At 62.6% G+C, this 12,192-nt stretch carries 10 protein-coding genes and 1 tRNA gene; 5 read left to right on the forward strand and 6 right to left on the reverse strand.

The window, feature by feature from the left end; translation table 11 throughout:
* On the forward strand, positions 1-3,048 hold the full coding sequence (locus tag VJR90_06295) for an efflux RND transporter permease subunit (protein ID HKV97079.1): 3,048 nt from the start codon (positions 1-3) through the stop codon (positions 3,046-3,048).
* 111 nt (positions 3,049-3,159) lie between these two features.
* Positions 3,160-3,372 carry a hypothetical protein gene (locus tag VJR90_06300; protein ID HKV97080.1) on the forward strand — a complete coding sequence of 71 codons (213 nt, stop codon included), beginning with the start codon at positions 3,160-3,162 and terminating at the stop codon, positions 3,370-3,372.
* 81 nt (positions 3,373-3,453) lie between these two features.
* On the opposite strand, the gene hrpB is transcribed toward VJR90_06300, so the two are convergent.
* A complete protein-coding gene (gene hrpB / locus VJR90_06305; GenBank protein HKV97081.1) occupies positions 3,454-5,931 on the reverse strand; it encodes an ATP-dependent helicase HrpB in 2,478 nt (825 codons plus the stop codon).
* A gap of 105 nt (positions 5,932-6,036) precedes the next feature.
* On the opposite strand from hrpB, the gene VJR90_06310 reads away from it, so the two are divergent.
* Entirely contained in the window at positions 6,037-6,516 is a 480-nt protein-coding gene (locus tag VJR90_06310; protein ID HKV97082.1) for a YbhB/YbcL family Raf kinase inhibitor-like protein, read from the forward strand.
* Between the two features lie 82 nt (positions 6,517-6,598).
* A tRNA-Val gene (locus tag VJR90_06315) sits at positions 6,599-6,673 on the forward strand.
* 72 nt (positions 6,674-6,745) lie between these two features.
* Here the strand turns inward: VJR90_06315 and VJR90_06320 are convergent.
* The 5 genes from VJR90_06320 to pstS form a co-directional block, all read right to left on the reverse strand.
* Positions 6,746-7,384, reverse strand: coding sequence for a hypothetical protein (locus tag VJR90_06320; GenBank protein ID HKV97083.1), 639 nt, complete (start codon positions 7,382-7,384; stop codon positions 6,746-6,748).
* Between the two features lie 254 nt (positions 7,385-7,638).
* Positions 7,639-8,436, reverse strand: coding sequence for a phosphate ABC transporter ATP-binding protein PstB (pstB, locus tag VJR90_06325; protein HKV97084.1), 798 nt, complete (start codon positions 8,434-8,436; stop codon positions 7,639-7,641).
* A gap of 53 nt (positions 8,437-8,489) precedes the next feature.
* Positions 8,490-9,335: a phosphate ABC transporter permease PstA gene (pstA, locus tag VJR90_06330; protein HKV97085.1), complete on the reverse strand. Its 846-nt coding sequence runs from the start codon at positions 9,333-9,335 to the stop codon at positions 8,490-8,492.
* A 5-nt stretch (positions 9,336-9,340) separates the two neighbouring features.
* Positions 9,341-10,273 carry a phosphate ABC transporter permease subunit PstC gene (gene pstC / locus VJR90_06335; protein ID HKV97086.1) on the reverse strand — a complete coding sequence of 311 codons (933 nt, stop codon included), beginning with the start codon at positions 10,271-10,273 and terminating at the stop codon, positions 9,341-9,343.
* 47 nt (positions 10,274-10,320) lie between these two features.
* Complete coding sequence (gene pstS / locus VJR90_06340; GenBank protein ID HKV97087.1) at positions 10,321-11,343, reverse strand: phosphate ABC transporter substrate-binding protein PstS; 1,023 nt, start codon at positions 11,341-11,343, stop codon at positions 10,321-10,323.
* Positions 11,344-11,623: 280 nt separating this feature from the next.
* On the opposite strand from pstS, the gene VJR90_06345 reads away from it, so the two are divergent.
* The coding region (locus VJR90_06345; protein ID HKV97088.1) for a glycosyl hydrolase at positions 11,624-12,192 on the forward strand (569 nt) is incomplete at its 3' end.

Below are 12,192 nucleotides of genomic sequence, written 5' to 3' on the forward strand. Positions count from 1 at the left end.
ATGAAATTTACCGATATCTTCATCCGTCGCCCGGTGATGGCGACGGTCATCAGCCTCGTCATCCTGTTGCTGGGGCTGAATTCCATCAACAAGATGGAACTGCGCCAGTACCCGCAGATCGCGACCGGCCAGATCACCATCAGCACCGCCTATCCGGGCGCCAGCGCCGACGTCATTCAGGGTTTCATCACCCATCCCATCCAGCAATCGGTGGCCGGTGCCGAGGGCATTGATTACATCACGTCGTCCAGCACCCAGGGCCTGAGCACCATCACGGTGTACCTCAAGCTCAACTACGACATCCACAAGGCGCTCACCGACATCATGTCCAAGGTGGACGAGGTGAAGAACGTGCTGCCGCCGCAATCCCAGGCGCCCGTGATCCAGTCCTCGGATGTGCGCAACACCGCCATCATGTTCATCAGTTTCTATTCCGACCAGATGTCGCTGGGGCAGATCACCGACTACGTGACGCGCGTGGTGGTACCGAAGGTGCAGACGCTGAACGGCGTCGCGCAGGCGCAGGTGTTCGGTTTCCCGTACGCCATGCGCATCTGGCTGGATCCGAAGAAGATGGCCGCCTACGGGGTCACTGCGAGCGACGTGGCCAATGCGCTGCTGCAGAACAATTACCTCTCGGCTCCGGGCGCCACCCGCGGCAGCCTGGTGTCCATGAACATCGCCACTACCACCGACCTGCAGGATCCGCAGGGCTTCGCTAACATCGTGCTGCGCAGCCAGAACGGCAACCTGGTGCGCATCAAGGACGTGGCGCAGGTGGAACTCGGCTCGCAGGTACGCGACCTGGCGGTGAATTTCAGCGGCATTCCCTCGGTGTTCATGGCCATCAACCCGACACCCGACGCCAACCCGCTGGGCATCGTGAAACTGGTACGCCAGCAGATCACCGACATCGAACCCCAACTGCCGCCCTCGATGCACGTGACCGTAGCCTATGACGCCACCAAGTTCATCAGCGCATCCATCTCCGAGGTCATCAAGACCATCGTGGAAGCCGCGCTCATCGTCATCGTGGTGATTTTCCTGTTCCTGGGCGCGGTGCGCCCGGTGATCATCCCGGTGATCACCATCCCGCTGTCGCTCATCGGCGTGACCTTTTTCATGCTCATCCTGGGCTACTCGCTCAACCTGCTGACGCTGCTGGCCATGGTGCTGGCCATCGGTCTGGTGGTGGACGATGCCATCGTGGTAGTGGAAAACACCCATCGCCACATCGAAGCCGGCAAGACGCCGTTCCAGGCGGCGCTGCTGGGCGCGCGCGAGATCGCCACGCCGGTGATCGCCATGACCATCACGCTGGCCGCGGTATTCACGCCCATCGGTTTCATCGGCGGGCTCACCGGCGCGCTCTTCCAGGAATTCGCCTTCACGCTGGCGGCCGCGGTGATCCTGTCAGGCATCATCGCGCTCACGTTGTCACCCATGATGTGTTCCAAGTTCCTGGGTACCGCGGAACACGAGACCCGGCTGGAACACTGGCTGAATGAAAAATTCCACCAGATCAAGACCGGCTATCAGGGCTGGCTGCACAACGCCCTCAATTGGCGGCCGGTCACCGTGGTCATCGCGATCATGGTGCTTATCAACGTGGTGGCGTTCTATGTGATGTCGCCCAAGGAACTGGCCCCCACCGAGGACCAGGGATTCGTGTTCGTGCAAACCACCGGGCCGCTGGATGCCACACACGCCTACATGACGAAATACGGCCAGCAGGTGGAGGATATTTTCAAGGATGTGAAATCCAAAGACGCCTATGCGCTCATCAACGGTGGCGGCTTCGGCGGCGGCACCAACAGTCTCATCGCCTTTCTGATCCTTAAACCCTGGAATGAACGTTCGGTCAGCCAGTTCACTGTAGCCAATGAGATACAGCAGAAACTGAACCAGATCGCGGGCCTGCGTGGATTTGCCTTCAATTTCCCCTCGCTGCCCGGCGCCAGCGGCACGCCGGTGGAGTTCGTGGTGAGCTCCACCTCATCCTACGCGGATCTCTACGCGGTGCAGGAGAAGCTCATGGACGCCGCGCGCAAGAGCGGCATGTTCTATTACGTGGACAGCGACCTCAAATTCGACAATCCGCAGCTCAGCATCGACATCGACCGCAACAAGGCCCAGCAACTCGGCATCAACATGCAGGATTTGGGCTCGTCGCTCAGTACCTTCCTGGGCGGCGGTTACTTGAACTTCTTCAATCTGCAGGGCTACAGCTATCAGGTGATCCCGCAGGTCGCCGACCAGTTCCGGCGCAACGGCGCCGAACTCATGAACTACTACGTGCGCACCGGCAGCGGCGCCATGATTCCGCTGTCCACGGTGGCACACCTCACGCACAGCGTGCAGCCGGACCAGTTGAATCAGTTCCAGCAGTTGAACTCGGCTACGATTTCGGCGGTTCCGGGCGTGCCGCTGGGCAAGGCGCTGGATTTTCTCAAGAATGAAGCCAAGCAGATTTTTCCCACCGGCTATTTTGTCAACTACGCGGGCGAATCGCGCCAATTCGTGGAATCGGGCAATGCCCTGCTGCTGGCGATTCTTCTCGCTCTCATCGTGATCTTCCTGGTGCTCGCTGCGCAGTTCGAGAGTTGGCGCGACCCGCTGGTGATCCTGTGCAGCGTGCCGCTGGCCTTCTGCGGCGCACTCATACCGATTTTCCTGGGCGCGGCCACGGTCAACATTTACACCCAGGTCGGTCTGCTGACGCTCATCGGCCTGATCACCAAGCACGGCATCCTGATGGTGGATTTCGCGAACAAGTGGCAGCGCGAAACCGGCTGCGGCAAACGCGAAGCCATCGAGCACGCCGCTGCGGTGCGACTGCGGCCGATCCTCATGACCACCGCGGCCATGGTGCTGGGGGTGGTGCCGTTGCTCGTGGCTACCGGCGCCGGCGCCGTCAGCCGTTTTGACATCGGCCTGGTAATCGCCTGCGGCATGACGCTCGGCACCTGCTTCACGCTGTTCGTGGTGCCCACGATGTACACCTTCTTTGCCCGCGAGCATCACCCGGACGCGGAACACGCTGCTTGAGCTGGCGGGCCCGCCCGCGGCGGGGCCGGCCGGCCGCGGATTTACAAACCCGGGGCACGCGTGTATAAAGCGCGGCCGATATTTAGCCCACCTTGACCGAGAGAACGGAACATGGTCAAAGCCACTGCCCTTGAAGACCTGATCCGCAACAGTGATGACTCAGGTGCGGATACCTACGAGCCGCGCGCCGCCGGCCGCCGACGCGGCGCGGTGGTCAAACTGCCCAAACCGCAACACTCGTCACAGGCCTGGCGCCGGCTGGAAGACCGGCTCAATGACCGCCGGCTGCGCCACAAGCTCAAGGAAATCTACGAAGACGATTGAGCGCCATAGAAGCAGCTTCGGCTGCATTTCTTCATGATCACAGCATGATGCCTGTCGCATTCATGCTTTGCTCCTCACGCCTCACTTTCTTTTTACGCGCCGCGTCGGTTCGGCATGCAGCGGATCGTCCGGCCACGGGTGCTTCGGGTAGCGTCCCTGCATTTCCTTCTTCACGTCCCGATAACTGGATTTCCAGAATCCCGCCAGATCGCGCGTGACCTGCATCGGCCGCCCAGCCGGCGACAACAGGTGCAATACGAGCGGCATGCGGCCCCCGGCAATCGCCGGCGTTTGCGCCAGACCGAACAATTCCTGTACGCGCACCGCCAGTACCGGCGTGTCACCCGAAGTGTAATCCAGCGGCACGCGCCTGCCCGTCGGTACCGTGACCTGCGTCGGCGCCAACTCATCCAGCGCGCGGCGCTGTGCATAATCCAGTAGCGCTTCAAGCGCCTGCTTGAGCGGCACGCCGGCGAGATGCGCAAGGCGCGTGCATCCGGCCAGGAACGGTGCCATCCAGTGCTCCAGCAATCGTAGCAATGCCTCATCCGAAACATCCGGCCAGGAATCACCTTGCACGCGCCGCAACAACAGCACGCGCGCCTGCCAGTTGCGGAGCGCCGTGGTCCACGGCAGACAATCAAGCCCGTGGCGGCGGATGGCGGCAAGCATCAGCGCCGCGACCCGCTGCGCATCGGGTTCCGCGAGCGGACGCTGCTCCAGAATGATGGCGCCGAGACACAGTTCACGTACCGCGCGCACGGCACCCTGGTCCTCGTCCCAATCAATGCGGTCGCGGGTTACGATCTGCGGCGCGAACAATTCGCGCAGTTCACGCTCTTCGATTTGTGCCGCCAGAAAAACCCGCGCCTCGCGCGGATTGCCATCCAGTGCAGCGACCGCCAGCCATTCGGCGCGGCTCAATGGATCGTCGTCGGAGAGATACGCACCGCGGCCATTGGCGAGCAGATAACGCGGCCGGTTGCCAACGCGCCGCCGGGCGATACGGTCGGGATAGGCGAGCGCCAACAGCAACCCCGCGTGGTCCACAGAAATGCGTGGCTGCGGCGCAATCCCCGCCTGACGGGCGATGTCGCGTGCCACGGCCTGCACGCGTTTCAAGTTTCGCCGATCCACTCCCGCATCCGCCGCGGGCTGTGCTGTCAACATTCGCACACGCTCAGCGATGCCGACATGTCTGGCGCCGCCTGCAACAATGTCGCGTTCGCTGAGCACCGCGGCCAGAAGACACGCCAGCCAGGGAAATCCCAGTCGCACACCGCCGATCACCATGTGGGCCAGGCGCGGATGCAGTGGCAATTCCACAAGACTGCGGCCGTGTGCGGTAATCCGCCCATCCGCATCCAGCGCCTCGAGTTCCCGTAGCAGCTCGCGCGCCTGCGCGAACGCTGCGGACGGAGGGGGATCAAGCCAGGCAAGTTGGCCTGCGTCCGTTACGCCCCACTGCGCCAACTCCAGTGCCAGCGGCGCCAAGTCCGCCTGCAGAATCTCAGGTGTGGTCTGTGCTTCCAGCCGCTCGCCCTCGCTCCACAAACGGTAACACACGCCCGGTTCCAGCCGGCCCGCACGTCCCCGCCGCTGATCGGCGGAGGCGCGCGACACACGCACGGTGGCGAGTCGCGTCAGGCCACTGACTGGATCGAAGCGCGGCACGCGCGCGTATCCCGCGTCCACCACCACGCGCACACCCTCGATGGTGAGGCTGGTCTCGGCGATGGAGGTTGCCAGAACTATTTTGCGGCGGCCGGATGCGGCGGGGAGAATCGCGGCGTCCTGTTGCTCTTGCGACAAATCGCCGTACAGCGGCACCAGGTCGGTGTCGGGCGGCAGATTTTCCTCCAGTATTCCGGCGACACGGCGGATTTCCCCGCCGCCCGGCAGGAACACCAGCAGGCTGCCGGTTTCATCCGTCAGCGCACGGCGCACTACATTGGCCACGTGCGCCTCGATGGACGCGCGCGCCGCCAGCGGCCGATAGCGCGTGTCCACCGGAAAACTCCGGCCTTCCGAAATCAGCCGTGGCGCTCCGCCAAGAAGTTGCGCCACCGGCGCGCCGTCCAGGGTCGCGGACATCGCCACAATCCGCAGGTCCGCCCGTAGCGCCTGACGCGCTTCCAGGATCAGCGCCAGGGTCAAATCGGCGTGCAGGCTGCGTTCATGGAACTCGTCGAAAATCACCAAGCCGTAATCACCGAGCGCCGGGTCGGATTGCAGCAGGCGCGTGAGCACCCCTTCCGTGACCACCTCGATGCGCGTACGCGGCCCGACGCGCGTGTCCATGCGTACGCGGTAGCCGACGGTTTCGCCGACCCGCTCACCGAGTACCGCCGCCATGTACTGTGCGGCGGCGCGCGCCGCCAGCCGCCGTGGCTCGAGCATCACCAGCTTGCGACCCTGCAGCCACGCAGCACCCAACAAAGCCGGTGGCACGCGAGTGGTCTTGCCGGCGCCGGGCGACGCCTCGATCACCAGCGATACATGCTCCGCAAGCGTGGCGCGGATCTCGGAAAGCAGGGAATCGATTGGAAGGGGTACCACCGTCTCATTGTACGGTGACCACAATGACAAACTGTACATCTGCCGCCGTGCACGGATTTCCTATAATGGAGTCTTATAGAATCCGGCTAGAAGGAGGAATGACACATGGGCTTCGCACCTTCCGATATGCAACTGACCAGTTCCGCGTTTACTCCGCTCGGCGCCATCCCCAGGAAACACAGCGGCGAAGGCGAGGATGTGTCCCCTACCCTTGCCTGGCGTGGCGTACCCGCCAAGGCGCGCTCCCTGGCGGTGATCTGCCACGACCCGGACGCGCCGCTGATTTCCGCGGGCGGCACCTACGGATACGTACATTGGGTGCTGTACAACATTCCCGCATCCGTCACGCATTTGGCGGAAGCAACGCAGGACCACACAGCCGGAAAGAACGACTCCGGCAAAAGCGGTTACGGCGGCCCAATGCCGCCCAACGGTCACGGGCGGCATCATTACTACTTCTGGCTGCTGGCGCTCGACAACGAGCCACACCTGCCCGCCGGGCTGACACTGTGGGAGTTCCTCAAGCGCGTCGAACCGCATGTCATCGGCATGAACCGCCTGATCGGCACTTACGAGCGGCACTGAAGCGTCGCGAACCTGCCGGCGCCGGTCCGCAGTTTGACCGGCCGACGGGCAGTCCGTAAAATTCGCGCTCCGTTTCCCCGGCGGGCGGTTAGCTCAGCGGTAGAGCACTGCTTTCACACGGCAGGGGTCGCAGGTTCAATCCCTGCACCGCCCACCAACTCCACTTTCACCCATCGCCCGCGAGACACGCGCGATTTCCTGGCTGCGCGCGGCGTAAAGCGTAAACGCCTCAAAATCGGAAATACAAGCCCACGGCGATCTGCGGATACCAGGTAAACGAGTTCACGTCGTTCTGAACGGTGGTGCGCTGCTGATTCACGTCATTCGCCAGCTGCGGATTGCTGGCTGCACCGCTCACGTTCAGGTTGAACTTCGGCGAGCCCTGGTTCACCACGCCGAGATCAAAGGTCATGCCCCAGGTGTCGTTACCACCCCAGCCGATGCCGAGATAGGTCGCGTTGCTGTCGAATCCCATTCCGGCCGAGACCGTACCTACCTGCTGCGCCGAATACGTATTGCCGTTGAAGGTGTAGTTGCCATTCCGGTCAGGCACGCCGGCCATGGACAGCGAGTTGCCATTGTGCATCCAGCCGCCGGTGAACCGGAAACTGCCGGCGAACGGATAGAGATTCACCAACAAGACTTCGGACGAGAATTTCAGACTGGCGTTGTAATTGACGCCCTTGTAATCGGAACTTCTGGAGTAGCTGTAGCGATTGAGACCGACACCCAACGATACAAAGTCGTTGAAGCGATAGTTGGCAGATGCATTGAAACCCAGCGTACCGACGCCCGCACCCACGCCAATGTCGGCCAACGCCACAGGCGCGGTTAAAGAAAGAGTCAGAAACAACAGCAGCTTTTTCATCTTGAACTCCCTGATATGGTTTATTTTCTCCCGCAATAATTATGTCATGGAAACATGCAACGGAAATTCGACGTTTACCGGCCGTCGCCAAATCTGAGCCGTTGATTCTCGGAATTTGCAGTTGCGCTGAATCGGCCGGCAGAAACAAAATAACCTGAGGCTCAATTCAAGTCCCGGCACAGCGTGCACCAAATCTGCATTTATACACAGGGAGTACCAGCAAGCATGCCTTGCTGGCCAGCGGATCCCTGGCATTAGCCGTAACGGCCGGTGATGTAGTCTTCGGTCTGTTTCTGCGCGGGATTGGTGAACAGCGTGCTGGTGTCGGCGTATTCCACCAGGTTGCCGAGGTACATGAACGCGGTGTAGTCGGAGACGCGTGCGGCCTGCTGCATGTTGTGCGTGACGAGCACGATGGTGTAGTCGCTTTTCAGCTCCGCGATCAGTTCCTCGATCTTCAGGGTGGAGATCGGATCGAGCGCCGAAGCCGGCTCATCCAGCAGCAGCACTTCGGGTTTCACTGCGATCGCGCGTGCGATGCACAACCGCTGCTGCTGGCCGCCCGAGAGCCGCGTGCCGCCCTGGCGCAACTTGTCCTTGACCTCGTCCCAGAGCGCCGCCTTGCGTAACGCCCACTCTATGCGGTCGTCCATCCGCGTACGCGACAGCCGTTCATACAGGCGCACGCCGAACGCGATGTTTTCATGCACCGACATTGGAAACGGCGTCGGCTTCTGGAACACCATGCCCACCTTGGCACGCAAGGCGTTCAAGTCCTGATCGCGATCAAGGATGTTGTGCCCATCCAGCAGGATCTCGCCGCTGGCGCGCTGCTCCGGGTACAGGTCATAAATCCGGTTGAGCGTGCGCAGCAGCGTGGACTTGCCGCAACCGGACGGGCCGATGAACGCCGTCACCTGGCGTTCGGCAATGTCCATGTGGATGCCGCGCAGCGCCTGGAACCCGCCGTAATAGAAATCCAGCCGCCGGATGGCAAGCTTGGGGTTTTCAATCACGGTCGTGCGGGCGGAATCGCGCCCTTCGCCGGACATCATCTGCGGCGAGATCGCATGTGTGGGAACAGTGTCGTCGCGGTGCATGGGGCTCATTTTACGAACGAGCGTGAACGGATCACGAGACGCGCGAACAGGCTGAGCGCGAGAATCGCGAGCGTAATCAGCAGCGCCGCGGCCCAGGCCAGATGCTGCCAGTTGTCGTAGGGACTCATGGCGAACTGGAAGATCATCACCGGCAGGTTGGCGATCGGCCGGTTCATGTCGGTACTCCAGAACTGGTTGTTGAGCGCGGTGAACAAGAGCGGCGCGGTCTCACCGCTGATACGCGCCACGCCCAGCAGCACGCCGGTAATGATGCCGCCGAGCGCCGCACGATAGACCACCATCACCGTCACTCGCCAGCGCGGCGCACCCAGCGCCGCGGCCGCCTCGCGCATTTGATCCGGCACCAGCTTGAGCATGTCCTCGGTGGTGCGCAGCACCACCGGCAGCATGATGATCGCGAGTGCCAGACCGCCGGCCCAGCCGGAAAAATGCCCGAAACGCGCCACCACCACACCGTAGATGAATACACCGATGACGATCGACGGCGCGCTCAGCAGAATGTCGTTCACGAACCGGATCACCGCCGCCAGGCGCGAGCGCCGGCTGAATTCCGCGAGCCAGGTGGCCGCCAAGATGCCGATCGGCGTGCCCACGATCACGCCCAGGGCGGTGATGAGAATCGAACCGACGATGGCGTTCGCGAAGCCGCCCGGCGCCAGCGGCGGCGGTGTGTTCTGCGTGAACAGTTCCGGACCAAGCCAGCGCACACCACGCTCCACCAGCGTCCACAGCAGCCACACCAGCCAGAATAACCCGAACAGCGTGCCCAGCACCGACATGGACAGGTTCACCCAATTGACCACGCGCCGGCGCAGATAGCGTGCGGACACGGCGTTCACGTGGGACTCCCTTCACGCGCCGCCATGCGCAGCAGCAGGAGCTTGGCGAGCGCCAGCACCACGAAGGTGATCAGGAACAGGATCAAACCCAGCGCGATCAGCGACGAAGTATAGGTCTGGCCGACCGCCTCGGTGAATTCGTTGGCGAGTGTCGAGGAAATGGTGTTGCCGGCATTGAACAGCGAAGCGCCGAGCGTGTGACTGTTGCCGATGACAAACGTGACCGCCATGGTTTCACCGAGTGCCCTCCCCAACCCCAGCATGATCCCGCCCATGACGCCGACGCGCGTGTACGGCAGCACCACGCGCCATACCACCTCCCAGGTCGTGCAGCCTACGCCGTAGGCGGATTCCTTGAGCACGGTCGGGACCAGGCTGAACACGTCGCGCATCACCGAGCTGATGAACGGGATCACCATGATGGCAAGAATCAGCCCGGCGGTGAAAATGCCGATGCCCATGGGCGGACCCTGGAACAATGCGCCCACCCACGGCCACGAACCGATATGCTCGATGATCCAGGGTTGCACGTATTCGCCGAACAACGGCGCGAACACGAACAGGCCCCACATGCCGTAGATGATGCTCGGGATGGCCGCCAGCAGTTCCACCGCGGTACTCACCGGGGCGCGCAGCCACGCGGGTGCCATCTCGGTGATAAACAGCGCGATGCCGAAACTCACCGGCACGGCGATGACCATGGCGATGGCGGAAGTCACCAGCGTGCCGAAAATGGAAGTAAGCGCGGAGAATGTCGCGTGCGCCGGATCCCACTCGCGGCCGGAAAAGAAATGCCAGCCGAAGCGGTGAAACGCCGGCCAGGCCTGCACCACCAGCACCACCAGAATCGCAATCACCAAGGCCAGCACCAGCAACGCGGCCACGCGCGTGACATTGCGAAACAGCACGTCGGCCGCAGCGCTGCGCAGCGCCTGGCGGCTGCGGGAGCGCTGCGCGGCGGAACGCGCAAGGGCCGTCACAGTCCAAGCTCCCGTTGCCAATATTTCTCGATCAGCGTCACGATAGTTGCCGGCATCGGCACGTAATTCAACTGGCGCGCACGCTCCTGGCCGTAATTCAGGAACCAGCGACAGAACTCCAGCACCGCCCGGTTGTCGGCGCGCGCATAGTCGCGGCGCATGAGCATGTACGTAGTGGCGGTGATCGGCCAGGCCCCGGCGCCCGGCTCGTCGGTGAGTGTGAGGTCGAAATCCGGCGCCGCGGCGAAATCCGCATTTGCGGCCGCTGCCGCAAAGGCTGCGAGACTCGGGCTCACCACCTTGCCGTCGCGATTGATCATCCGCGTCCAGCTCAAATGCGTGTCCTGCGCGAAGGCATATTCCACATAACCCAGGCTGCCGCGAATCTGCTGCACGAACGAGGCCACGCCGGCATTACCCTTGCCGCCCACGCCGTTTGGCCAGGCAACCGCGGTGCTCGCGCCCACACGCGCGCGCCACGCGCCACTGACCTTTGAGAGGTAATTCGTAAAGTTGAAGGTCGTGCCGGAACCGTCGGAACGGTGCACAGTAATTATCGCCATATGCGGCAGGCGCAGGCCGGGGTTGAGCGCCGCAATGCGTGCGTCATCCCAGTACCGCACTTCGCCGAGATAAATGTCGGCCAGCAACGGACCGCTGAGCGTCAGGTCGCCCGCGCGGATGCCCGGAATGTTCACCACCGGCGTGATGCCGATGATCAGCGCCGGAAACTGGATGAGCCGGTGTGCGCGCAGCTCGACCGACGGCAGCGGCATGTCGCTATTGGCAAATGCGACCGTGCCGGTCTCGATCTGCTGGATGCCGCCGCCGGAGCCGATGGGCTGGTAATTCACCGCCACGCCGGTAAGCGCGTGATACTCGACCGCCCAGTTGGCCAGCACCGGATATATGGCCGTGCCGCCCGCGCCCGCAAGACCCGAGTCGGCGGCCGCCGCGGCCAAGGTCATCAGGACCAGGGCGGCGGCGGACAACAGGTGGCACACGCGCTGGCTGGTCATATTGCCCCTCGTCCCATGCGGGGCGAGTGTAGGCAGCGAATGTGACAGGAATATGACACCGGCTCGGCTGTGCACATTTTTTGACCAGGCCCTGATATTTGTCCGCTTACCTTTTGCAAGCCGTCCCCCGGCGTCGTAAGCTTGCGCACCGATTTCCAACCGCAAACCGGCCGGCTACCGGCCAGCCTTCGGGTTCGCAGTTTTCATGTGCTCACTCACAACCCCCAATCAAGGCGGTGAGCAGGGACGCACCACGCCTCAACATACAGAGGTCGGGTTTATGAACAGCAAGTTTCCCCATAGTCTGATGTCGCTGCTGGTCGCCGCGTGCGCCGGCTGGGCGTTAATCCTGCCGGCCATCGCAGGCGCCGCTACCCTGACCCCCGAGCAACTCACCAGTGCACTGCACTGGCGCAGCATCGGGCCGTTTGTAGGCGGGCGCGTGATTGCCGTCACCGGCGTGGCACAGCAGCCCAATCTCTACTATATGGGCTCCACCGGCGGCGGCGTGTGGAAGAGCGACAACTACGGCGCGGCGTGGGAAAACATTTCCGACAAATTCTTCGAAAGCAACAACATCGGCGCCATTGCGGTGGCACCCTCCAATCCCAAGATCATTTATGTCGGCACCGGCGAATCCGACATCCGCAATACCTTCCTCACCGGCGACGGCATGTACAAGTCCACTGATGCCGGAAAAACCTGGAGCAAGATCGGCCTCGCTGACACCCACGTCATCAGCCGTATCGTGGTGGACCCGAACAATCCCGACATCGTGTATGTCGCGGCCATGGGTCACGTGTGGGCACCCAATTCCGAACGCGGCGTGTATAAAAGCACGGATGGCGG

The sequence above is a fragment of the Gammaproteobacteria bacterium genome (genome assembly GCA_035279405.1).
In the GTDB taxonomy this organism is placed as follows: domain Bacteria; phylum Pseudomonadota; class Gammaproteobacteria; order Natronospirales; family REEB76; genus REEB76.

What these genes read in the sequence shown, in the direction of transcription:
- pstB (HKV97084.1), bottom strand. Translation starts at nt 8,436, where the DNA reads ATGTCCGGCGAAGGGCGCGATTCCGCCCGCACGACCGTGATTGAAAAC.
- pstS (HKV97087.1), bottom strand. Translation starts at nt 11,343, where the DNA reads ATGACCAGCCAGCGCGTGTGCCACCTGTTGTCCGCCGCCGCCCTGGTC.
- VJR90_06310 (HKV97082.1), top strand. Translation starts at nt 6,037, where the DNA reads ATGGGCTTCGCACCTTCCGATATGCAACTGACCAGTTCCGCGTTTACT.
- VJR90_06295 (HKV97079.1), top strand. Translation starts at nt 1, where the DNA reads ATGAAATTTACCGATATCTTCATCCGTCGCCCGGTGATGGCGACGGTC.
- VJR90_06320 (HKV97083.1), bottom strand. Translation starts at nt 7,384, where the DNA reads ATGAAAAAGCTGCTGTTGTTTCTGACTCTTTCTTTAACCGCGCCTGTG.
- VJR90_06300 (HKV97080.1), top strand. Translation starts at nt 3,160, where the DNA reads ATGGTCAAAGCCACTGCCCTTGAAGACCTGATCCGCAACAGTGATGAC.